Origin of the sequence: Alkalispirochaeta alkalica DSM 8900 (assembly GCF_000373545.1) — a bacterium.
Classification (GTDB): domain Bacteria; phylum Spirochaetota; class Spirochaetia; order DSM-27196; family Alkalispirochaetaceae; genus Alkalispirochaeta; species Alkalispirochaeta alkalica.
Map to the genome: position 1 here is coordinate 86960 of NZ_KB891761.1, position 23905 is coordinate 110864.

A 23905-nucleotide genomic window follows, 5' to 3' on the forward strand; every position below is an offset into this window, starting at 1 on the left:
GCGGCACAGCTGCCGTGCCGCACGCCACTTTTTTCCGGGAGGAGCCGGCACTATGAAAAACCTGCGTATCACATCTGTTTTCAGACGATCCTATCAGCCCTATTTGTATCTTCTGCCCAGTGTCATCTTTCTGATTCTCTTTACCTACTGGCCCGTGGTCTATTCCCTGGGTCTCAGCCTCTTTCGGCAGAGCGTTATATCGCCGGTGCCGGTCTTTGCAGGTTTCGGTAACTACCGTGATGCTTTTCAGGCTGATATTTTCTGGACCGTCGTGAAGAATACCCTCGTCTTTGTTGTGGGAACCATACCTGTAACCATGGTGATCGCCCTTATGATGGCGGTGCTTCTGAACGAGAACCTGGGGTGGTTGCGGAACGTCTACCGGGTGGCCATGTTCTATCCCACCATGATTCCCATGGCAGCGGCGGCTATGCTGGGGGTGTGGCTCTTCAACCCCGGGATCGGCCTCATAAACTACTACCTGGCGCGCCTGGGCGTACCTGCCCGGCAGTGGCTATACAGCATGGACTGGGCTCTGCCGGCGATCATGATCACCGCGATCTGGAAGAACTTCGGGTATTTCATGATCATCTTTCTGGCCGGGCTCCAGAGCATCAGCAACGAGCTCTACGAGAGCGCAGACATGGAGGGTGCCGGATTTTTTCAGAAACTCTGGTTCATCACCCTGCCCCTGCTGGGTCCCACCTCGATGTTCGTTGTGGTGGTGGGGATCATAACCTCCTTCCAGGTCTTTGATCTGGTCTACGTGATGACCCAGGGAGGACCTGCCGATCGAACAAACGTTATGGTCTACTACATCTACCAATACGCTTTCCGGTTCTGGAACATTGGCCGCGCTGCTGCGCTGACCGTGCTTTTCCTGGTGGCTCTGATAGGGTTTATCGTTATCCTGGTTCGTTCCATGGAGAGGAAGGTGCATTATGAAGTCTGACCAGAACGATTCCGCTTCCTGGAGACACCTGCCGGTGGTTACATTCCTCCGGAAAAAGAAGGTGTTTCTTCATCTGATTCTTATGGCCGTAGCGGCCATAACGATAGTGCCGTACGTGTGGGCGCTCTCCACATCGCTCAAGACACGGGCTGCGGTCTTTACTCCCGAGCCCCAGTGGATACCTAACCCCATGGTGTTGGTCAACTACATGGAGGTCTTTAGCATGGCCCCCTTCGGGCTGTACCTGATAAACACCATTATTGTAGTTCTGGGCGTCCTGGCTGTGCAGATTTTCACCGTTACCACGGCGGCCTACGCCTTTTCGCGCCTCACCTTTCGGGGAAGCAACCTGCTCTTCGTCTTTTTTATTATTCAGATGATGCTTCCCGTTCACGCGATCATCGTTCCCAACTACCTCACCGTGAGGCATCTGGGGGTGTTGAATACACGGCTCGCCATGATGTTGCCCTTCTTTGCCTCGGGGTACGGAACGTTTCTCCTGCGCCAGGCCTTCAGGCAGGTTCCCCGGGATTTTGAGGACGCCGCAGTAATAGATGGATGCTCGGGGCCGGTATTCATCGTGCGGATTCTCATGCCCATGGCCAAACCAACCTTCGTGGCCTTTGGTCTCATCAGCATTGTTACCCACTGGAACGACTTTTTCTGGCCTCTGGTAGTGACCGATACGCCCTCGGTGCGGACCCTCACGCTGGGGCTCGCCATGTTTGTCCAGCAGGAGAGCGGTGCCGACTGGACCCTTCTCATGGCGGCCACGATCTTTGTCACGGCCCCGCTTCTGGTTCTCTTCGTGGTGTACCAGCGGAAGTTCATCGAGAGCTTCATGTCGGCCGGGCTCAAGGGGTAGGGGGGGATAAAATTTGCATCACCGCCGATCCTGTGCGAGACTGGGAGGAACGGGTGTCGCGCCCTTTGCGGCACAGTTGTTTCAAAGGTAACGCAGGAGGAAGGCAATGGACATTCTGCAGAAAGAGTACGATCAATTTGGTCCGTGGGTACTGGTGATCAGGGAAGAGGAGGATATCCCCCAGCAGTTCTTGCGGGTAAAAGACGATATCGCCGCCGCCCGGTACGCCATCAAGATACCGATCAACGTGGAGCGGCGGAACGTCCGCAAGGGAATGCCCCTCTACAACACCCTTCTCGCCTTCACGGAGGAGGAAATCCTTCTCTTCCAGCGGACAAAATACGCCGTGGACAAGACGGTGATTCCCTACGGGGACCTTCTCTATTTCCAGTACGGCCAGAACCTGCTCCTGGGGGAACTCCTCCTGGCCACGGCCGATCACTTTGACTCGGTGATCTTTAATCCCGTGGAGATCGAGCCCCTGGAAGAGGCCGTCCGGATAATCCGCCGGAACTTTGTCACTGCCACCACAGAGGTGGATGTGAACAGTCTGCCCGAGAACCGGGAAGAAAAATCCCACTTCTACGAGTCACTGGTGCTGGCCGATTTTCAGGACGAGGCGGTGACCCCCGTGGAGTACCAGCCCTACCGGGAGTACCGTTCCGAGGGGAGGAGGAAGAAGCAGGTTCTGCAGGATACGCTCTTTCTCGCGGCCGCCCGGGAGCTGGTGGTGATCAACCGCGACAAACCGGTCAAGGCCGAGGATGACGCCGATTACGGCTACCGCTACACCCACATCCCCTACGACCGCATCACGGGGATAACCCTCGATCCCGATCCGGGCGACGAGAGTGTCCTGGATCTCTCGGTCCATTTCGGGGAGAGCCGTGTGGTTTTTCCTGTGGCTCCCGACTTTTCTCCCGAGCGGCTCACGGCGCTTCTGGACCGTCTCTAGGGGCGCCCGCGCAGAAATTTTACCCGGGAGTTGCGCTCCCGGGCCTTGCCTTTTCCCGGGGATGAATCATACTTGGGTGTATGAATTCATCAAAAACAAAAAAGGGATGGGCCCTCCCGGCGTTGCTGGTGGCCCTGGTTACCCTCGCAGGGGGGGTGTCCCGGGCAGGCGCCCAGGATCTGAATGAGGCCTTCATGGCTGACCTGCGGGAGGCGCTGCAGACCAATACCTACCTGCTCTCTACGGGGGTGCGGGCCACCCTCCCCAGCCGGTTGGGACGGGATCTGATCGAGCGTTCCGAGGGAACCCGCATTGGCTTGATCGGCGGGATCTCGGCCAACGTCTACGAGGACGAAGAGACCGATCAGGTCGATAACGAGGAGGCGAGCGCTGCCACCTCGTTCTTCGAGTTCCAGTTCTACGAGATCCCCCTGGGGAGGCACGTGGAGGTCACCGGGCTGGTGGGCTACTTCGGGGAGCCCGACCACATGGAGGAGGATTTTGATAACTGGAATCTCTTCAGGCCCCTCAAGGACAGGACCCCGCCACCCCAGGGAATAAAGCTCAAGCTGGACAATAATGGCGAGGTGGAATACTACCCCCTGGGATCGGGACGGGTCGTTCTGGAGGCTACCTTCTTTAACCACCTGCAGCTCGGGTTCGGCTACACCCAGTACGCCTACAAGATCGTCTCCCGTCCTGACGGGGATCCTGAGAGTGAGGAGTTTCTGGACCTCTCGATTATGCACGTTTCGGCCAACCTGCGAAACCTGGGGGCCCTGGTGGGGCTTTCCGAGGAGGGGGGCGGTTCGCTGGGGCTCTTTAACAAGGTCTCCTTCTCCGAGGACCAGGGGTATCTGGGGTCGGTTCACTTCATCCCCACGGGGCTCATGATGCTCCCGGCTGTGGAGTTCGCCGTCTTTCCCGAGTTGAACGATCTGGTGATCGGAACGCTCTTCCTGGAGACGCCCCCCACCTATCTGGGGTCGCTCTCGTTCAAGCCCTCCTTTGCCAACAAGAGCACCTGGTTTGCCGAGGTGGACGTCTTTTATAATTTCTACAACCCCCTGCTATGGTTTTACCGGGAGTTTCTTGCCGAGGAGGGCGAGGAGCTGCCCCCGCCCGATACCGCCCGGGAGCGGACCCGGTTTCTGAAGGGAGAACCGGGGCGCATCATCTCTGTCGGGGTGGGGTTCACCTATACCAACCTGTACCCCTACGGTATCCGGGGCGAGACCGATTACGACGGTCATATCAGCCCCTACTTTTCCATGAACGGGGCCTTTCGGTGGGCCGAGGGGCTCTTCGGGTACGGTGAGATCTCCTGGCGCCACGATACCCTGGACAGTGTTCCCAACATGCTGGGTCTCGATCAGGGAAAGGAAGGGGTCATCTCAGCGAACTTTGGTATCGGTCTGCAGCTGCGGTAAGGCTTGGGGAGACCGGGGGCTGATGCCCCCGGTGCTCCTGGTCTGTTAGAGGCGGGAAAGATCTACGGTGAAGACGGCCCAGCCCTCGCTATCCTCTTCCAGAAAGGAAAGCCCCTGGAGACCGTGACGTTCCACGTAGTCCACAGCCAGGGGTGAGGAACTGAAGTAAAGAGGGCCCGCTGTTTCCACAGGCTTGATACGCCAGTTCCGTGAGGGTTCGGGATTTACCACCTGGCGCTGGCTGATATAGTTGATGATCTGCTCCCGATTGATATCGGTGGTGGCCATGAGAATGTTCTCCTCTGTCATGTGGGGGAAACTGCCACCGCCGGAACCCCGGTAGTTGTTCGTTACCACCAGAAAGACCATCTCCTCGTTCAGCTCGGTCCCTTCAAAGGTTGCCGATACCACCCGTTCGCCTGCGGGCCTGGTCACATCCAGAAGGTACTCGATTCCCTCGATCACGTCGAAGTTATAGGCGCGGAAATTGTAGTCCACCAGGTGCTGCGGTTCCGTGCTGGCGGGGTCGATCCGGTTAAAGTTCTCCGCCGAGCGCTCAAGCCAGTCCCTGACCTGGAGGCCGTCGAGTTTTGCCACAAAGACCGTGTTGGGGAAGACGTAGAGATCGGTTACATCACCGATGTTGACATCGTCCGTGACGCGGGTGAAATCCAGGGGGCCATTCCGTCCGGCGATAAAGGGTGCTGCTGCGCTGAGGATCGGAGTGTCTTCCCATTCCGTGCCGGCGAAGAGCTGGCGGGCGTACCAGAGCTGGGCCTCGTTTACGATCTGCGTGACTGCCGTGTCTTTCAGGCGGGAGAAGAACGAGGCGATCTCCCGTTCNGTGGCCCCGATGGGGGTGCGCACGTAGGCCAGGGTCTGCTCGTGGCGCTCCCGGACGATCTCCTCGATCAGGGGGTGCGAGGCCACCTCCTCAGTGACGGGCCGCAGGTGGCTCTGGCCGGAGACTACCTGCCAAGTGCCGTTGCTGTGACGAAGATTCAGCTCGATCACACCCAGGTTCCGTCCCCACGCTCCGGGCATGACTGCGGGCACTCCCTGGAGAAGCCCCCGATCGTTGTCGATCCCTTCGGGGTGTTCCTCGGCGAGACTGGCGAAGTCTCCCGGAAAGCGGCGGTGCTGGTGACCCAGCGCCAGGGCGTCGATTCCCGGAACCTGGGCGAGCCACCAGGCGGCGTTCCCCCGGGCGCTGTAGGAGTCCTCCGGGGCGGGGTCTATGCCGGTGTGGGCCAGGGCGATCACGATGTCAGATTTTTCCCGCACCCGGGGAATGATCTTTCGCGCCTGCTCCACAATGTCCGGGGCGGTCACCTTTCCCTGCAGGTGGCGGCGGCCCCAGTCCATGATGTGGGGAGGGACAAAGCCTACCACGCCGATCCTGATGGGGATGCCGTCGATCTCGCGCTCCAGGATCACGTAGGGGTCGGTATAAAATTCCTCGGGGTTATCGGCCCGCATGATGTTGGCCGAGAGCCAGGGGAAGTCGGAGCCCCGTTGGGCCCGCTCGAAGAAGTCCAGGCCGAAGTCGGTCACCTCGTGGTTGCCCACGGCGGCGGCGTCGTAGTTCATGGCGTTCATGGCCAGGATGATCGCCTGGGTCTCGTCGCCCTGCAGGGGCTGAACCTCTGCTTCCAGGTCACCCACGAGGCTTCCCTGGATATCATCGCCCGCCGAGAGAAGCANGGTGTGGGCGTATTCCTGCCGCGCCGCCTCGACCAGGGTGTAGATCTTGCTGATCCCGATCGTCTCGTCGGGGCGGTCGTTGATGTAGTCGTAGGGCATGATATACTGATGCAGGTCCGTGGTGGTCAGCACCGCCAGGGTGTGCTCCGTCTCGGGCGATGCCTCCCGGGGTGCTCCGGCGCATCCCGTTGCCGCCAGGGCAAGGGCGACGGCCAGAGCCGTGAGTATTGATGTTGTCCGGGACAACAGCGATTTTTGTCTTCTCATGGTCAATTCCTCCGTATGAAATGGACAGGGATAGCTAAGAAAAGCTTTTCTCTGAGGCTAGGACGGTTTTTTGCTTCTGTCAAGATTTTCACAGCTTCTTTTCACGGGGTTTCGGGAATATCGGGGGTGGCGGGGAGGGGGCGCCTGGAGCTTTCCGCAGGCTGTCTGGCCGGCGGCGTCGGGAGCTTTCCGGGCCGGTTTGCCCGGGCAGGGACAACTGCTCTGCCGGCCGGGGTGTTACCGCGCCGGGGGGTACTCCGCCGGGAGGCGGTGATCCAGGGTCTCCTGAAAGCGGGAAAAGGAGAAGAGTTCGTCAACGATAAGAATTCCCGCCCCCGTGGGGCCGCTGCGCGCCATAAGTTCGGAAAAGCGGATCGAGAGATCGATCGTAGCCAGGTGGGGTGAGCGCTTGACGATGGACTCCCTGATGGACGAGAGAAAGAGATTCCCCGAGTTCGCCACACCACCACCGATGTAGACCGCCCCGGGGTTGGCAAAGTTCACCAGTTTGGCCAGGACAGAGCCGATCTTGCGCCCGCTCTCCTGGATGATTCTGATCGAGGCCATATCCCCCCGCTGGGCGCAATCTCCCACATCCCGGGAGGTGATGCGGCTTCGTGATTGGAGGATATCCTCCAGGAGGGGGCTTTCGCCGGTCATGGCCGCCTCGAGACCCCTGGCTGCGATTGCCGGGGCAGCGGCGATCGCCTCAAGACAGCCCTGGTTTCCGCAGTGACACAGACGCGTTTCCCCATCGATTCCTATGTGGCCGATGTCTCCGGCGCACCCCTTGGAGCCCCGGTAGATCTTCCCGTCCAGAATGAGGCCCGAACCGATCCCGGTCCCCACCTTCACGAAGATAAAATCCTTCTCCTCCTGGGCCGCTCCGGAGAACCCCTCCCCCAGGGCCATGACGTTGACGTCGTTATCTATCAGGACGGGGCAGCCAAAATGGTCCTCGTAGATCTTTCTCAGGGGATACTGGTTCCAGAGGGGCACGTTCGGAGGAGAATCGGCGGTGCCCTTCATAAAGTCCACGGGAAAAGGGAAGCCGATGCCGATACCCCAGAGTTTCTCCCGGGGGATACCTGCTTTCAGGAAGAGCTCTTCGATCTTTTCCATGATAAACCGGTTGGTCGGTTCCGGCTCGATCACCGAAGACATATCCCAGGCTCCCTCCACCAGGGTGGCCATGNCAATATTAAAAACGTTGATGGTCAGGGCGTGGATACCCAGGAGAACCCCCACCACGCAACCCGAATCGGCGGCGAGCTCCAGTCTGAGCTTGCGCTTGGCCTTTCCGGCCCCGCCCGGGGTCTCCTCCCTGATGAGGCCCCGCGAGAGGAGCCGGTTGATCTGGAGGGAGACCGTCGATTTTGAGAGCCCCGTTCTGGTGACGATGTCGGTTCTGTTTATCGGTCCCTCGGTGCGGATGATGTGGAAGATAAGCGCCACCGCCGACGGTGTCTGATAGTAAAGGCTCCTCATAATAGCGATACTCTAAAGCCACCATCAAGCCATGTCAAGGATTAGCACAATTATGTTCGATAAACGCACAAAAAAGATTGACGGCAGAATCATTACGTCCTATAGTAAAGCATCATCGTTGGAATGTTGGATGAGGAGGTTTGAATGAAGGTGAAAAGAGTTCTGGTTTTGGGGCTCCTGTTGGGGCTCTCTGTGTCCTTTCTGGTCAGCGCCGCCGGCCGGGGAGAGGCCAAGACCGAGGGATTTGTCATTGGTGTGAGTAACCCCTGGGTAGGAAGCGAGTGGCGTACCCAGATGGTGGACCGGGTTCAGGAGGTCGCGGAGCCCTATATTCGCGAAGGGTTTATCAAAGAGGTTATCGTCCAGAGTTTCGATGTTCCCCTGGAAGGTCAGATCGACCAGATCAGAAACCTGATCTCCCGTGGAGCCAATGTGATTCTGGTGAACCCCGCCGATGCCAACGCCCTGAACCCCGTCATTCGCGAGGCCACCCAGCGGGGAGTTATCGTGATCGCCACCGATACGGAGGTATCATCCCCCGAGGCCATCAACGTGGCGATCGATCAGGCCGAATGGGCACGGATCAGCGCCCGGTGGCTCGTGGACAAGCTGGGGGGTGAGGGGAAGATCGTTGCCATCAACGGGATCGCCGGTCACCCCGCCAACACTGCCCGCGTCAGGGGATACACCGAGGTGTTTGGCGATGCTCCGGGGATCGAGATTCTCAACCAGGTGAATGCAGACTGGGACAACGCCCTGGGTCAGTCCACCATGCAGAACCTCCTTGCCACCTATCCCGACATCAACGGGGTCTGGGTCCAGGACGGTATGGCCGAGGGAGCGCTCCGGGCGATCCGTTCCGCCGGTCGGGACGATATCTATGTCACCGGTGAAGCCCGCGTGGGATACCTGAACCTCTGGAAGGAGACAGGGATCGACGGAATCGGTGTTGCCAACCCTCCCGGGTGTATGGCATCGGCTCTTGAGGTTGCTGTTCAGCTCCTGAAGGGGCGTGAACTGAAGGATGACGTCCTGTCAGGACCGTTCGGGAACACTATCTACGTTCCTGTTCCGGTGGTGGTTACCAACCTGAACTTTGATACGGTCTACAACGAGTATAAGGGGTATCCCGACTACTACTCCGTGGACGGGCATATCACGCCGGCCCAGGCCGAGCAGTTTTTCAAGTAGGGTCTCCCGAATCCTNTCGGGACGACGATCATCGGGAAGACCCGTCTGATTGTGTGGTGACCCCCGCTCCGGCGGGGGTGCCACAGGATAAGCCACATGACATTATTGCGCGCACAATCAATCAAGAAGCGTTTTGGCGGAGTCACGGCCCTGAGCGGGGCNGACTTCGATCTGCGATCCGGGGAGGTTCATGTTCTTCTCGGGTCCAATGGATGCGGAAAGAGTACTCTCTGCAAGGTGATTTCCGGTGTGGTCCGGCCTGACTCGGGAACGGTCAGCGTGAAGGATCAGCTGATGGAGGACATAACGCCCCGCCTCTCCCGGGANCGGGGGGTCGGTGTGGTCTACCAGGAACTCAGTCTGATCCCGGGGCTTTCCGTGGCCCGAAACATCCTTCTGGGGATGGAGCAGGCCAACGGGCTGGGAATTCTGCGAGACTCAAAAAACGGTGAGGTCCTGGAAGAAATATTTTCTGATTTCCGTGGTCTCTTTCCCCGGGACTTCTCCCTGGATACCCTGGTGCAGGGCCTCTCTCCCGATCTGCAGCAGCTTGTGGAGATCATGAAAGTTCTTGCCAGGGATCCCGAGATCCTGATCTTCGACGAGCCCACGGCTTCGCTTTCCAAGGAACAGATAGATCTCTTTTTCGGNATTCTCGAGCGACTGAAGGCGAAGCACAAGGGCATCATCTTTATCAGTCATAAACTGGAAGAAATTTTCCGGGTCGGTGACCGGATAACCATCATGCGGGGGGGCAGGCACGTGGGGTGCAGCGACCTCTCTGACATAACCCGCGACGAGATCGTCAATCTCATGGTGGGCGATATCTTTCACAGCGAGTACCGCAAGAGTTCCCCCTCGGGTTCCGGGAAGGAGCTTTTGGGCGGATGCGGTCTGTCGGGAAAGACGATCAGGGGAATCGACTTCTCCTTGCGTCAGGGCGAGATTCTGGGGCTCGGCGGTCTGCAGGGGCAGGGNCAGCGCTCGTTCCTCCTCACCCTTTTCGGGGTAGAGCCTCTGCAGGAGGGGCAGCTGAGGCGTGAGGGGCGGGAGGTTTCCCTGAGATCTCCCAAGCAGGCCATGAGAGAGTCCCTGGCGTATATCTCGGGGGATCGGAAAAAATACGGGGTCTTTCTCATTCGATCCATTCTGGAAAACCTCTTTGTTTCCAGAGTTATCCTGAGCAGGGTGCCGCTCTTTCGCCGGAAGACCCTCAAGGAATCGGCCGGACCGGTTATCCGGGATCTGGGGCTGGTCTACGATACCCTGGACAAACCCGTGAGTACTCTCAGCGGCGGGAATCAGCAGAAGGTTATCATCGGCCGGTGGCTGCTGAACGACCCTGCGGTGATTCTGATGGATGATCCCACCAAGGGGGTCGACGTGAAGACAAAAAAGGATCTCTACGAGCTGATGGAGCGAATGTGTCAGGCCGGGTGTTCGGTGATCTGGAACTCCTCGGACGATCAGGAGCTGTTGCAGAACGCCGACAGGGTCCTGGTTTTCCGTGAGGGTCGGGTGATCCGGGAACTCCAGGGCAGCGATCTCAACGAGGAGACCCTCTACAGGGCTGCTTTGGGGATGGACGATCCCGCCGGGGAAGGAAGGTAGCGTGTGGTGAAACAGTTCTTTTCCCTGTCGGGGGTTACGGCAGGGGCGAAAAGGTTTTTCCTGAAGGGCGAGGTCTGGCGACTCTCCCTTCTGGTGATGATAGCGCTGGCGGCGGTTATTACGGCGGTGCAGCCCAACTACATCATGCCNTATAACCTGCTGNTCAAATTGCGGACCTGGCTTCCCCTCGTTCTGGCGGCCTACGGCCAGACCTTTGTCATTCTGGGGGGAGGGATCGATCTCTCCGTGGGGACCATGATCGCTCTGGTGAACGTCACGGCCGTGGAGGTCATGGCTGCGGGAGGGTTCTCCGGNCCGAGCATTCTCCTGGGATTTCTCTGCGGCATCGCNGCCGGTCTGGCTGCGGGGGCGGTGAACGGGTTCTGCGTGGCCTATCTGCGCTTCCAGCCCATCATTACGACCTTTGCAACGGGGATCATCTGGACCGGCCTGGCTCTGTGGATACGGCCCGAATCGGGTGGCGGGGTTCCCATGGAGCTCTACGACCTCTACTCGGGGAATTTTCTCTTTCTGCCCCTCGTGGTGTGGGTTCTGGTTGCTCTCTTCGGGCTCTCGTGGCTTCTGAAAAANAGTTCCTTCGGGGTACACCTCAAGGCCGTGGGGGGAAATGCTCCCGCCGCCTTTGAGACGGGACTTCCCGTGGCCCGGATTCGTCTCTCGTCCTATATGATCTGCAGCGTCTTTGTCTCCCTGGCATCGTTCTGCATTCTGGGGGAGACGATCACGGGCAACCCCTACGCGGGGCAGGGTTACGATCTGGAATCGATCAGCGCCGTTGCCCTGGGGGGGACCAGTCTGGCCGGCGGAATCGGNGGACCTCTGGGGAGTATCTTCGGGGCAGCTATCCTGAAGCTGGTNAACGACGCGATCTTTTTCCTGGGAATCCCGGTTAATTTTCAGCGGCTCATGCAGGGGCTCATCCTTGTGGGCGCCCTCGCAGCGGGGGGCCTTCTCTCGAAGAAGAACAGGGGAAACGGCAAAGATGAAGAATAATTGTTCAGCAGGAATACAGCAGCGTCTGGCCTGGTTTCTGGAGCCGACGGTGCTGGTCTTTTCGCTCTGTCTGGTTCTGCTCGCGATCGGCCAGGTTGTCTCTCCCGGTTTTNCCGCACCGAGGCAGATAATAAACATGCTGGTGGTGGCCTCCTTTCTGGGAATCGTTGCCGCCGGCCAGAGTCTGGTAGTGATCGGTGGAAAGAACGGAATCGACCTCTCCGTGGGAAATCTGGTGACCTTCGGGGCGATTGTGGGGGGCGCCATGATGCGGCAGCAGGACCAGCGTCTGGTGCTGGCGCTCGTGACGGTCCTCGTTCTCTCCTTTCTGGTGGGACTCCTGAACGGCACGGGGGTNGTTTTTTTCGGGATACCGCCCCTGGTTATGACCCTGGGCATGGGCATCATTGTGGCTGCCACCAACCGGTTCATTACCGGCGGGGTTCCCGTGGGNGGCGCCTCGCCCCTTCTGAGGAGTCTCGTTGTGGGAAGGCTNGGGGGCGTTCCGGGAATCCTCTTCTGGTGGGTCCTTATCGCGGTGCTGGTGCTGGTGTTGCTCCACAACAGNCGCTACGGCATGAATCTCTACGCCCTGGGAAGCAACGAGACCGCAGCGAGGCTTTCGGGGGTCCCCGTTGTGCCCATGAGGATCATCACCTTCGGCATCTGCTCGCTTCTGGCCGGACTGGCAGGGTTTCTCTATCTGGGGTATTTGGGGTCCGTTTATAACATCACTCTGGGGGACAAATATACCCTCGCATCGGTCGTGGCCGTTGTGGTGGGAGGTACGGCCCTCACGGGGGGCACCGGGGGATACCGGGGGGTGTTTTTCGGGGCGATCATGCTGCAGTTGCTCGAGAGTCTCCTGATAACGCTCAGGATGGAGCAGTTCGGCAGAAATATCACCTTCGGGGTGGTTCTTCTTCTGCTGATTTTTATGTACGGCCGCGACAAGAAACTTCGAATGTAACGATGTGGAGGAAAATACTATGGGTGTGACGAGCGTTGGCGTGATAGGAACGGGGCTGATCGGTCCCGTCCACATAGAAGGGCTTCAGAGGAACTCCGATCTGGTGCGGGTTCTGGGTGTGGCAGGGACATCACTGGAAAAGGCCCGGGCAACGGCNGAGCGGTACGGTCTCCCCAGGGCGTACGAGTCCTGGGAGGAGATGCTTCGGGATAGCGAGATCGAGGCGGTCCACGTCTGTTCTCCCAACTATCTTCATCACGGCATGGTGAAGGAGGCTTTGCTGGCGGGAAAGCACGTGGTGTGCGAGAAACCCCTGGCCCTGACCCGTGCCGAGGGGGAGGAGCTGCTCGAACTGGCAACCTCCCGGGGGCTCTTCCACGGGGTGCATTTTAACCTTCGTTATTATCCTCTGGTCCAGAATTTGCAGCGGAAAATTCGCTCGGGGCACCTGGGAAAGCTGGTGAACATTCACGGCGGTTTTCTTCAGGACTGGTTGCTCTACCGGGACGACTACAACTGGCGTCTGGAGTCGTCCAGAGCCGGCGAGACCCGGGTGGTGGGGGATTTGGCTTCNCACTGGTTTGATATGATCGAGTTTCTTACGGGCCAGCGGGTCCGGCAGGTCTGCGCCGATTTCTCCACGGTTCATCCCCTTCGCAGAAAGCCCCGGGGCTCGGTCCAGACCTTTTCGTCGGCGGCTTCTTCGCCGGATGATTCCGAATCCTGGGAAGAGTATCAGGTCGATACGGAGGACCAGGCGTCTATTCTCTTTCGGACAGACCAGGGGGTTCAGGGGAGTGCTCTCTTCAGCCAGGTTGCGGCGGGCCGGAAGTGCTATCTGAACTTTGAGATCCACGGTCTGGATCAGGCCACCCGATGGAACTCGGAGGAGCCGAACCACATCTGGTACGGCAACAGGGAGGGAACAAACCAGGTTCAGATCAAGGACCCCTCATCCATGGAGGAGGAGGCCCGGAAGTACTGTTCCTACCCCGGGGGGCACCAGGAAGGATTCGGTGATACGGTGAAACAGTTCATGCGCGATTTCTACTCCAGCCTCCAGGCGGGAACAGCCGGCGGCTATCCCTCCTTTGGGGACGGTCTTCGGGAGATTCAGGTCTGCGAGGCCTTGTTGAAGAGCGCTCGNTCNGGTTCGTGGCAGGAGGTCTAGCTTCCGTCTGCGACGGGAGCAGGACCGGCAGGATTCACAAGGGCGACGCGCCGGGCGGGACCGGTGCGGCCACACATAACGGCAGGGGAGGAAGAAAATGAACAATCCGATTTGGCTGATGACCTCGGCATTTCCGGGGCTGGGGCTGGAAGAGATTCTTGCCAGGGCAGAGGGTCTGGGGGCCCAGGGGCTCGATCTCTGTGTGTTCCGCCGCGATGGAACCAGAACGGACCACGTGGCGACCCACATCGATTACGAGNATTTCACGCCGCGTCGGGCCCAGGAGCTGCTTGACCTCTTTGCGGCCCGGAAGATGCGTTTTTCTCTGGGAGCCTACGAGAATCTCCTGGGAGGAGACCCCGAGGAACGGGTGCGAAACCAGAACCANCTGCTGGCGCTGATCCGGATCGCGCACCTTCTGGGAGGCGACGGGAACGGGGTTCGCGTGGGGACCTTTGTGGGGTACAACCACGAACTGGGCAATACCGAGGGCGGGTTCGAGAAGAACCTCCTGGAGTACCAGCGCATCTTTACTCCCATCATCAGGTACGCCGAGGACCTGGGAGTGACCGTGACCTACGAGAACTGCCCCATGGAGGGGTGGCGCTCCCCGGGGTACACCTCGACCTACAATAACCTGCCGGGTACCCTGGCTGCGCGAAAGCTCATGTATGCCCTGATTCCGAGCCCNGCTCACGGGGAGATCTACGACCCCTCCCACGATGTGTGGCAGCACACAGACCCGGTGGAGGTACTGCACTATTCCGATTTCTCCCGGATAAAGATGGTTCACGTGAAGGCCACGCGGCTCCGGAAGAACAGCGTGGCTGCTCACTGGGGCGGCATGTACGCCATGCAGCTCGTCTCGTCGGAACTGGCCGAGCGGGCGGGGGTTCCCGTACCGGCCCACGAATGGGACCGCCTGAACTACGAGGCCATGCTTCCCGGGTTCGGTGGCAGCGACAGCATGGACTGGCGGGCCTTTGTGGAGACCNTGCTGGAAAAGGGCTTCTCCGGNCCCTTCTCCATAGAGAACGAGGCCGCGCTCTCGCGGGGGACGGAGAACCTGGGCGCCATTCTCCAGGGCTTCTCCGGTGCCATCCACTCGCTGATGCCCCTGCTCTGGCCCCTCACGAGCGAGGGATACCGCTTTGACGCCACGCGCCAGGAGGCTCTGAAGGGAGCCGCAGCGAAGGATATCCCCCTGGTAACGATGGACTCACTCTGAGGGGCCGGAATTTTCCGGTATCAGGGGGCCCCGCAGGACGATGGCGGCTCCCCCCTCGGAGGAGNCCGCCGCCGAGGCGGTGTATCCCAGGGTCTCGGCGATGGATCTCACCGTGGTGAGGCCGAAGCCGAGGCCCGGCTCGTTCCGGCCGTGGGAGCCCCGGCGAAAGGGCTCAAAAACCTCCTCCGGGGGAATCTCGCCAAAACCGGGGCCGTTATCGGCGAACTCGAGTTCAAAGATCTCCTTCCCCTGGCCGGGACGAACCCGAAAGAAGAGCGTGTCCTCCTCCCGGGTATAGCGGATCGCGTTCTGGTAGAGATTCTCGAAGACCCGATCCATCAACCGCCGGTCAACCCGCACCATNCTGTTCCGGGGGAGTGATATCTCCTGNCNGAACTGCCTCCCCGTGAGTTCCACGTCTCTGCGGAGTGTCCCGGCGACCTCCGAGAAATAGTCCCTGGCCCGCACCGTCTCCAGCGACGTCGCGTAGAGAGGGGAGTCCAGGCGGGCAAAATCGATGAGCTGATCGATCCGCTCCTGAAGCAGATCGGCCTTGGAGGAGATCGCCTGGAGNGCCTGGGTGCGCTCNCGAGGCTCTCCAAAGATATCGTCTTCCAGGGCCTCGACGTAGCCCTTGATGGTGGTCAGGGGGGTGCTCAGATCGTGGGAGANGCCCATGACCATGCGGGTCCGCTGCGCCCGGGCCTGGTCCAGGGAGTGGCGCAAGAACTCCAGGTCCTGGGCCAGCAGGCCGAACTCGTCGCGGTAATCTGCGGAGATGGCGGTGGTGATGTCTCCTGCCGCGATGCGGTGGGTGGAGTGGCGCAGGANTTCCAGCTTGCGGGAGAAGTCCTGCAGGATCGTTGTTCCCACCACGCTCCCCGCTATCAGGGCCAGCGCNACCAGGGTGAGGGGCAGAAGATGCCTGCCTGCGGGATGCCTCCGGGGTGGCTTGATCACGGGGTGTTCGTAGATCACGTAGTACCGGTCGTTGCCGGGGTCCTGTACCGCCAGGAGGCTGAACCGGGTTTCTCCCAGGTGTCTCTCGATGTGGGCCAGGAGCTCGGCCTGGGGGTTCGGACTCGTTGCGAGAGTCCCCGCCTTGGGGTGCCGTCCCGCAGAGCCGGCGGCAACTTCCATCTCCTCGGTGAGTACCACAAAGGCAAATTCCCGATCTTCCAGACCGTCCTGGTCCAGGATGCCCTGCCGTATCTGGCCGGTCAGCTCCGTCTCCACCCATTCCTGCCATTCCAGGACCTCCCGAAAGAGAGCAAANTCCCGGGAGAAGGTGGTGATCATGTAGTAGGAGAAGGNNATGAGAAAGAAGGGTGTCAGGGTGAGGGCGATGATCATGGCCCGTATCTTTGTNCTGTGCTTCACGGGGNTTCCCCCTCTGGGGGAGGAGGGCCACCGGCGAGAACGTAGCCGTAGCCGTGGCGGGTGAGGATATACTGCGGGTCGGCGGGGTTTTCCTCAATTTTGCGGCGCAATCGCTGGATATGGACGGCCACGCTGGAGAGATCGCCGTACTCGTTTCCCCAGACGGCCTGGTAGATCTCTTTGGGGCCTGCCGGCTTTCCCTTGCACTGGATCAGATAACGCAGGAGNGCAAACTCCCGGGGTGCCAGGGAGATTTCCCTGTCTCCCTTCAGTACCTGCCAGGTTTCCAGGTGCACCGAGACCGGCCCCAGGCGGATTATCTCCGCTTCNGCCGAAGGAAGATCCTTCTCCTGTCCGGTTTNGTCTCGGGCTTCCTCACCGGTTTCTTCACCGGGCGGGATGGCGNTGCCCCGCTGCTCTACCTGGACTCTTCGCAGAAGAGCCCGGACACGAGCCACCAGGACNCGGGGAGAGAAGGGTTTTGTCACGTATTCATCGGCCCCGGCCCCCAGGCCAAAGACCACGTCCAGGTCTTCCTTGCGGGCCGTGNTGATGATCACCGGGGTATCCCGGTTCCGTCGGAGCTCCTGGAGGACCTCAAAGCCGTCTATGCCGGGCAGGTTGATATCCAGCAGAATGAGGTCCCAGGGCTGCGCGGCCAGAGCCTGGAGGGCGGCCTCGCCGGTTTCGGCGATCTCCGTGCTGAAGCCCTCCTGATGGAGGTAGGCGCGCATGAGCTGTCCTATGTCGGTGTCGTCTTCGACTATCAGTATCGATCCGGTCATGGTCTTCCCGCCCCTCATTATACTGCTTCTGCTCCTGAATCGTTATACTTCCTGAAGATCNACCGCCGAGGCAAAGAGCTTTATCCCCTCGTCGGGGTAGAGGCCTTTCACCTCCCGCACGGCCCGGACAAGCCGGTCCTTCTCATCGCGGTCGCAGTAGATCAGGATCAGGACGTTCTCCTCGGGCCAGACCTGATCGCCCCGGCGCTCTCCGCTCGATCCTCTGCCGAAGACNGGGCACAGCCGGGTAAAGGCCCGACCCGCCCGATGGGTCTGGAATCGCTCAAGGAGATCTTCCTCCACCGCCTGGTTCAGAATTATTTCTACCCGGAGGCAGTTCCTGGTTTCGCTCATGGCCTGGGTCCTTCCGTTTCTGTCTGGTGATCTGCATGATGCTCAAAGCGGCGTTCGAGCCGCGCCCGGCGACGCTCCCTGAAGGCATCGGTCTTGCTGTTTATGGCAGCGTAGAGGAGCGGCACAAAAAAGAGCGTCAGAATGGCGCTCGCCGTGAGCCCTCCCACCACGGTGATACCGATTGGTCGAATCAGTTCTGATCCCTGCCCCTCCAGAAAGGAGACGGGAACAAGCCCCAGAATGGTGGTGAGGTTGGTCATGAGGATCGGTCGGAGCCGGTTTTCTCCGGCCTGGAGACAGGCCTCGGTGAGGGGAACGCCCCGCTTCCGCAGAAGGTTTGTGTAATCCACCANGACAATTCCGTTATTCACCACAATCCCCACGAGCATAACGAACCCCACGGCGCTCAGGATGCTCAGGTTTACCCCCATGAGAAGATGGGTGACGATTACTCCGATCAGGGTGAGCGGAATGGTGAAGAAGATGATGAAGGGATCCACAAAGGATTCGAACTGGGCCGCCATCACCCCGAAGACAAGAAGTATCGCCACCACGATGATCGCCAGGAAGACCTGGCCGTACCGCTGGAGGTCCTCAAAGTCTCCGGCAAAGAGGATGACCACCCCCTCCTCGGGGGGAATNCCTTCGTTCATGAGGCGGCGTATCTCCTGCTCTGCCTGGACCAGCTGGGCCCCCGGGGCCAGGTCCGCCTCTACCGTGACCTGGCGTGCCTGGGCTTCACGGCGGATCGTCACGGGCCCCGAGGTTCTCCGGTAGGAGGCGATACTGGAGAGGGGCACCCGCACTCCGCTGGAGCTGGTNACGGTGATGCGGTTCAGGTCGGGCAGGTGGGTCCGGTCTGCNTCGTCCAGGATGAGCACAATATCGTACTCATCACCATCGCGGCGGAACTGCGATGCCGTGATACCNTCGATATTGGCCCGTATTTCCTGGCCAATGGTGGTGATGCTCAGACCCATGGCGTAGGCCCGTTCACGGTCTATCTCGACGTCTATCTGGGGAAGCCCGCGGGTAAGGTCAGACTCGGGGTCCAGGGTCTCGGGGATCGNCTCCAGGATTTCCAGTATCTGGTCGCTGATCTCCCCGGCCCGGCTCGTATCGTCGGTTCGTATCCGGATGCTGATGGGACGGCCCCCGCCCAGACCTCTCTGCCCGCTCCCAAAGGAGAATTCTACTCCGGGAAAGCGGGGGAAGTAGGGTCGCAGCCGTTCCTGGATCTCCCGGGCCGATTCGATCCGTTCCTCATAGGGAGGAAGAGTTATGGTGATGGAACCGGTGTGGGAAGAGCTGCTTCCGAAGCGTCCCCCGGCGCCTCCTCCTCCGGCGTCAACCACGATGTGCTGGAACCCTGCTATCTCGTGGCGGATAATCTCGTAGAGTTCCAGGAGCACCTCTTCGGTTCGGCCCAGGCGGGTCCCCACGGGCATGGTCACGTTGAGTTCCAGACTATCCTCGTCCTGGGCCGGGAAGAGCTCGAACCCCGTGAACTGTATCAGGCCGAGGCTCCCTCCNAAGAGGGAGAGCACCAGCAGGGTGGTGATTATCTTGTGGCGCAGCACCAGGCCCAGAAGGCGAAGGTAGCCCCGGTCAAGCCCGAGAAAGAGAGAANCCATGACCTGGTCCAGTCGTTTCAGCCATCCCCGGAGGGGGCGCTGGACGGGGGTAATCAGCGGGAAGTAGTGGCTGGCCAGGACAGGAACCAGAAAAACAGCCACCAGGAGAGACGATATCAGGGAGATCACCACGGTGAAGGCGAGCCCTGCAAAGAGTTCTCCCGCAATTTCCAGGCGCTCCCGGAAGAGTACCAGGGGGACAAAGACGCACACCGAGGTGAGGGTGGCCGCCACGATGGCGTTCACCATCTCCCGGGTTCCCAGCAACGCTGCCGGNCGCAGTTTCACTCCCTTTTCCCGGTACCGGTAGATGTTCTCCAGAATGACGATGGAGTTATCCACCAGGAGGCCCACGCCCAGGGCCAGACCGGCCAGGGTCATGAGGTTCAGGGTGAGTCCGGCAAAGTACATAATCGTCAGGGTGATCACAATCGAGGCGGGGATAGAGACGGCGATAACCAGGGTGGATTTGAGACTTCGCAAAAAGATAAAGAGGATAATCACCGCCAGCAGGGCTCCCATAAGGGCCTGGCTGGTAACCGTTGCCAGGGAGTTCCTGATCGATTCGGTGGTATCGTTGATCACGCTCAGCCGGACACCGTCGGGGAGTTCCCGGTTGATCCGGTCGAGCCGGGCAATAACGTTGTCTGCCGCTTCCACGGAGTTGGTATCGCTCTGTTTCTGAACGTTGATGTACACTCCGGGAACACCGTTGATGTAGACGGCTTCGGTNTCCCGGCGGGTTCCCAGGGATACGCNTCCGAGATCCCCCAGCCGCACCGGGGTGGCTCCGCGCCGAGCCACTTGGGCCTCCTCGATTTCCCGGAGGGAGGAAAACTCCCCGGTGGTGCGTACCACGAAGTCCGTGTCTCCCTCGATCAGCTGGCCTGCCCCGATCTCCCGATTCTGGGAGGCCACGGCCTGGGAGATCTCGGCGATCGTGAGGCCGTAGGCATCCAGCCGGTTTCGCAGAAGGTCGACCCGGACCACCTGTTCCTGTCCTCCCTGAATCTGGGCCTGGGCAATATGTTCGATCTGCTCCAACCGGGGCTGAACCAGGTCCAGGGCGATCTCCCGGAGCTGATCGGGAGAGCGGTCTCCTGTGAGCTGGAGCATCAGGACGGGTATCATGGAGGGGTCGAAGCGGAAGATCATNGGCGATGATGCATCGTCGGGGAGGGTTCCCCGGGCCAGCTCCAACCGATCCCGTATGTCATTGGTGGCAGAGTCCATGTTCGTCCCCCAGGAAAACTCGACGATCACCATGCTGNTGCCCTGGCTGGTGGTGGAGGTGAGGGAGTGTATGTTGGAGACGTTACTCAGGAGAGATTCCAGGGGGCGTGTAACCAGCCGTTCCACCTCTTCGGGGCCGGCCCCGTCGTAGTNGGTTGTTACCAGCAAAACGGGAGGATCTATCTCCGGCAACAGATCGATGGAGAGATCCAGGGCTGTATAGGCGCCAAAGCCGATGAAAATGGCAAAGATCACAAAAAATGTGGTGGGCCTGTCGACAACGTTCCGTACGATCATCGGTGATCCCCCTCCAGGAGGCGTACCGGGGTCCCGTCGGAGACTCTGTTCTGACCGCGAATGATGATCTGCTCGCCTTCAGAAACTCCCTGTCGCAGCTCCACCAGACCGTCGATTTCTATCCCCGTGGAGACGGGTCGCTGCCGGGCCCTGTTCCCGTCATCCACCACGAAGACGTAGGTTCCCTCCCGGTGGTGGCGGATCACCGCGTCCTGGGGAACCACCAGTGCCCGGGGTTGCTCTTCCAGAATGATCCGGGTTCGGGCAAAGAAACCCGGCCGGATCCTCCGGTCCCTCTCCAGAAAGACCAGGGTTGCCCCGATGGTCCTGCTTGCGGGGTCCGCCAGGGGGCTCAGTCTGGAGATCCTTGCGGAAAAGGTCTCTCCGGGAAGGGCGTCGAGCCGGACCTCCACGGGGGTATCCCGTCCGATTCGGGAGATATAGCGTTCGGGGATGTGCGTGGTCAGTTCCAGGTCATCGGTTGTGGCTATTCGGGCCACCGGTGTCTGCAGGTTGATCCGGGAACCGGCCTGAAAGGGAAGTTCTACCACGGTTCCGCTGATAGGTGCGGTGATGGAACTGAGGGAGAAGCGCTGCCCCGCCCGGGAGGGGTCTATCCTGGCCAGAAGCTGGTCCCGGGTGACCCGATCTCCTTCCTGGAGGGGCAACTCCAGAAGTTCNCCCTCCACGTCGGCGAAGACCTCCACCTGCGAGGCGGGGCTGATCTCTGCGGGAATATCCAGATAATCCCGCAGGAGGGAGGGGGCCAGGGTAATNACCTCCACGGTGGTTGTGTAACGGTCTCTCTCCTGCTCGTGNCCCTCCCCCTGGAGGGTCTCGCTGTCGGTGCTGTTCCGGGGGCCTTCGCCGGTTCGGGGACCCTCGCAGCTCGCGAGCACCGNCAGGGCAAGAAAGAGCAGGGGGAAGAGGGNTGTCGTTCCCGGCCCTGGCGATGATCCGGGTATTTTTGTGGCGGTCTTTTTCATCAGGGGTTCTCCTTTTCTGTTTTTCCCTCTGGCGCTATTGTGTGCTCCAGNGGNNATTCCCCCTCTGTCAGGTCCCGGGTTTCTCCCGGGAGGGGGGTCTGCAGCAGGTGCGAAAGGTCCAGAAGCAGTTCCCGGTAGGTGTGCTGCTCCTGCAGAAGCTGAAGCCGGGCATCGGCCAGATCTATTTCGGCATCGCGCACCACGGAATAGTCGCGGAGCCCGCCGGCGTAGGCCTCCCGGGCCAGTTCGTAGGTCCGTTCTGCCAGGGCTATGTTGTTCCGGACCGATTGCATCGCCTCGGCCGACGATTCCAGNGATCCCAGCAGATCCACCAGTTGGACCTCCACCGATTCCAGCACCTCCNCTNCCCTGAGGTGGGCCTGGGTAATCCGGTCCTCCTGGTTCTGTATCTTCTGGCGGGTGGAGGAGCCCGGGAGAAATCCCTCCAGGGGCTGGCGCACGGTCACGGAGAAGCTTCCTCCGTCGTCCCAGTTTCCACTGCGCCAGAGATCATCGGACCAGGGATCCCCCGTGAGGGACGGGGCCAGGGAAAGCCCCAGGGAGAGGCTGGGCATCAGGGCAGAACGGGCCAGATCTTTCTGAATCCTGGCCGATTCTATGGCCCGCTGCGCGGCCTGGACCTGGTCGTTCCGGGATGCGAGTCCCAGAAGTTCCTCCTGATCGAGCTGGAGGAGCTCTTCCGGTTCGATCTTTCCCCTGAGGATCACTCCCTCCATGGTGCGAATCCCCAGGGTGGTTCCCAGGCGGTACCGGGCCGTCTGAAGGCCCCGGCGCTGCTGCACCAGGGCGGGACGCTGGTTCTCTGCAGAAACCTGGACCTGCCGCAGGGTGAGCTCGTCCACCAGCCCGGCGTCGTACTGATTCCGGATCTCCTCTACCCGTTCCAGGGCGGCGTCCAGNCGGCGCTCTCCCAGACGAAGCTGCTCTTCCAGCATCAGGACCTGATAGAAGGACCGGCGGACCTCCAGATCGATTTCCCGGGTAGCGTCCTCCAGTTCAACCCGGGAATCCCGGTAGGCCTGGGTAACGGCCCGTATGGAGTGAATCATGTGGGGCGAGAGGGTNAGGGTTGCCGAGAGAGCTGTGTCCAGGCGCCACCGTGCCGGATCGTCCTGGCCGGGAAAGAGGGCTTCGGCAGCCTCGTTCGGTCGTGACAGTGAACCCTGAAGGGCGATCTCGGGAATAAAGAGAGAGTGCCGGTACTGATAGTCCCGGGNCGCCATGAGGGTATCTATTCTCCGGGACCGAAGGCCCAGATGAGCCGCCAGAGCAAGGTCGACGGCTGTTTCCACGTCCAGCTCCAGGGTNGGTTCCTGCTGGGGGGGCGGAACCGCCACCGGAGATGGCGTCCGGGCCAGCAGGAGCGGGGCGGTGAGAGTGAAAAAAAACAGGGAAATCCGGAAGATCGTCTTCATGGGAGAGAGGGTACGGAGGGTCTCCTGTTAGGAGAATGGCCNCAGCCTGAACAGGAGATAAACNGGAGATGAACAGCGTTCCCCCGGGNCTCCGTCGGGGCTGGCAGAGCGGAGAAATTCTCTTTCCCCTGAGGTTTGTTTAAGGTGTATTTAAGATTCGTCTCGTACACTCCAGAGGGGGAGCGTCCTTTCGTCCNGGCCCGGGGTATCGGGGACCGGGGAAAAAGGAAGCAGTCTGGTGCGGGAGATCCTGTGCCATGGCCGGGCCCCTCCAAGGTAAAGGTTTAAAGAGAGAGATGGAGAAGTAAGGAGGAAGGTATGGGAATGATCCCGAAAAAAGGATCCTGCTGTCGCGTTCTTGCGGTTGTGGTGGTGGTTTTCCTTGGGTCGAGTTGCCAGATGCTGGGTATTGCAAACCCCTTTAGCAGCGGTGCCGACAGTTTCAACCGGGCCAAACAGGCTCTGGAGAGGGGCGAACACGATGCGGCGCTGATGAACGCTGCGGCTGCCATTAACAGGGACGACAAGCATTGGCCTTCCTACAAGTTTATTGTTGAAAACTACGAAGATTCCCTCGCCAAGGTAGAGGCCCGTCTGGCCGAGCTGGGCCAGGAGGAACAGACCTCGGAAGTTCTGCAGGAGAAGGTGAAGATCCTGCGAAACATGTACTGGTTTGTCCACTACGTCTCGCGGATGCCCGGAGACCGGCCTGACTCCAGGGTTATCGAGCGGGGCAAGGAATCGGTAACGGTGGCGCTCACCGATTACGAGACACCCCTGGCCGAGGCCCGGGAGCAGGGCTATGCCATCGCCTTTGGCCAGGCGTCGGGTCTGATCGAGGCTGGCGAGTACGACGAGGCGATCGAGGCGCTCCAGACGATCACCCGTTCCTTTGTGCAGGGGGCAGAAGAGCGCCAGGCTGCCGAGATCGCGATCGCCGGATTTCTTGTCGAG

Annotated in this window: 18 protein-coding genes; 10 read left to right on the forward strand and 8 right to left on the reverse strand. The window is 60.3% G+C overall.

Annotated features, from left to right (window positions below):
- Nucleotides 1-52: 52 nt before the first annotated feature.
- The 4 genes from B071_RS0114745 to B071_RS0114760 all read left to right on the forward strand — a co-directional run bounded on the left by B071_RS0114745 (nt 53) and on the right by B071_RS0114760 (nt 4202).
- The gene (locus B071_RS0114745) at nt 53-952 is read left to right on the forward strand and encodes a carbohydrate ABC transporter permease (RefSeq protein ID WP_018527836.1); all 900 of its coding nucleotides are present in this window, start codon (nt 53-55) and stop codon (nt 950-952) included.
- A complete protein-coding gene (locus B071_RS0114750; RefSeq protein WP_018527837.1) occupies nt 942-1817 on the forward strand; it encodes a carbohydrate ABC transporter permease in 876 nt (291 codons plus the stop codon). Before B071_RS0114745 ends, B071_RS0114750 begins: the two co-directional genes overlap by 11 nt.
- Before the next feature lie 106 nt (nt 1818-1923).
- Complete coding sequence (locus B071_RS0114755) at nt 1924-2772, forward strand: hypothetical protein (protein ID WP_018527838.1); 849 nt, start codon at nt 1924-1926, stop codon at nt 2770-2772.
- A gap of 80 nt (nt 2773-2852) precedes the next feature.
- Nucleotides 2853-4202 (forward strand): hypothetical protein, encoded by a 1350-nt coding sequence (locus B071_RS0114760; RefSeq protein WP_157703286.1) that lies wholly within the window; start codon nt 2853-2855, stop codon nt 4200-4202.
- Nucleotides 4203-4247: 45 nt separating this feature from the next.
- On the opposite strand, the gene B071_RS0114765 is transcribed toward B071_RS0114760, so the two are convergent.
- Entirely contained in the window at nt 4248-6173 is a 1926-nt protein-coding gene (locus B071_RS0114765; protein WP_040588708.1) for a bifunctional 2',3'-cyclic-nucleotide 2'-phosphodiesterase/3'-nucleotidase, read from the reverse strand.
- A 237-nt stretch (nt 6174-6410) separates the two neighbouring features.
- Nucleotides 6411-7661 (reverse strand): ROK family transcriptional regulator, encoded by a 1251-nt coding sequence (locus B071_RS17980; protein ID WP_083915041.1) that lies wholly within the window; start codon nt 7659-7661, stop codon nt 6411-6413.
- A gap of 144 nt (nt 7662-7805) precedes the next feature.
- On the opposite strand from B071_RS17980, the gene B071_RS0114775 reads away from it, so the two are divergent.
- The 6 genes from B071_RS0114775 to B071_RS0114800 all read left to right on the forward strand — a co-directional run bounded on the left by B071_RS0114775 (nt 7806) and on the right by B071_RS0114800 (nt 14846).
- Nucleotides 7806-8852 carry an ABC transporter substrate-binding protein gene (locus tag B071_RS0114775; protein WP_018527842.1) on the forward strand — a complete coding sequence of 349 codons (1047 nt, stop codon included), beginning with the start codon at nt 7806-7808 and terminating at the stop codon, nt 8850-8852.
- Between the two features lie 96 nt (nt 8853-8948).
- Nucleotides 8949-10463 (forward strand): sugar ABC transporter ATP-binding protein, encoded by a 1515-nt coding sequence (locus B071_RS0114780; protein ID WP_026245279.1) that lies wholly within the window; start codon nt 8949-8951, stop codon nt 10461-10463.
- Between the two features lie 144 nt (nt 10464-10607).
- Nucleotides 10608-11477: an ABC transporter permease gene (locus B071_RS0114785; protein WP_438829750.1), complete on the forward strand. Its 870-nt coding sequence runs from the start codon at nt 10608-10610 to the stop codon at nt 11475-11477.
- Nucleotides 11478-11613: 136 nt separating this feature from the next.
- Complete coding sequence (locus B071_RS0114790) at nt 11614-12447, forward strand: ABC transporter permease (protein WP_438829751.1); 834 nt, start codon at nt 11614-11616, stop codon at nt 12445-12447.
- A gap of 19 nt (nt 12448-12466) precedes the next feature.
- Complete coding sequence (locus tag B071_RS0114795) at nt 12467-13618, forward strand: Gfo/Idh/MocA family protein (RefSeq protein ID WP_018527846.1); 1152 nt, start codon at nt 12467-12469, stop codon at nt 13616-13618.
- Between the two features lie 118 nt (nt 13619-13736).
- Nucleotides 13737-14846, forward strand: coding sequence for a sugar phosphate isomerase/epimerase family protein (locus tag B071_RS0114800; RefSeq protein WP_438829752.1), 1110 nt, complete (start codon nt 13737-13739; stop codon nt 14844-14846).
- Here the strand turns inward: B071_RS0114800 and B071_RS0114805 are convergent.
- From B071_RS0114805 to B071_RS0114830, 6 genes are all read right to left on the reverse strand, one after another.
- A complete protein-coding gene (locus B071_RS0114805; RefSeq protein ID WP_018527848.1) occupies nt 14838-16199 on the reverse strand; it encodes a sensor histidine kinase in 1362 nt (453 codons plus the stop codon). The two genes, B071_RS0114800 and B071_RS0114805, sit on opposite strands and share 9 nt — an antisense overlap.
- A 23-nt stretch (nt 16200-16222) precedes the next feature.
- A complete protein-coding gene (locus B071_RS0114810; RefSeq protein ID WP_245534087.1) occupies nt 16223-17029 on the reverse strand; it encodes a response regulator transcription factor in 807 nt (268 codons plus the stop codon).
- 24 nt (nt 17030-17053) lie between these two features.
- On the reverse strand, nt 17054-17365 hold the full coding sequence (locus B071_RS0114815) for a PG0541 family transporter-associated protein (protein ID WP_018527850.1): 312 nt from the start codon (nt 17363-17365) through the stop codon (nt 17054-17056).
- Nucleotides 17362-20529, reverse strand: coding sequence for an efflux RND transporter permease subunit (locus B071_RS0114820; protein WP_018527851.1), 3168 nt, complete (start codon nt 20527-20529; stop codon nt 17362-17364). The genes B071_RS0114815 and B071_RS0114820 overlap by 4 nt, the downstream gene beginning before the upstream one ends.
- Nucleotides 20526-21515, reverse strand: a complete 990-nt coding sequence (locus B071_RS17985; protein WP_018527852.1) for an efflux RND transporter periplasmic adaptor subunit — start codon at nt 21513-21515, stop codon at nt 20526-20528. The genes B071_RS0114820 and B071_RS17985 overlap by 4 nt, the downstream gene beginning before the upstream one ends.
- Nucleotides 21515-22951, reverse strand: coding sequence for a TolC family protein (locus tag B071_RS0114830; RefSeq protein ID WP_018527853.1), 1437 nt, complete (start codon nt 22949-22951; stop codon nt 21515-21517). Before B071_RS0114830 ends, B071_RS17985 begins: the two co-directional genes overlap by 1 nt.
- Nucleotides 22952-23905: the final 954 nt, after the last annotated feature.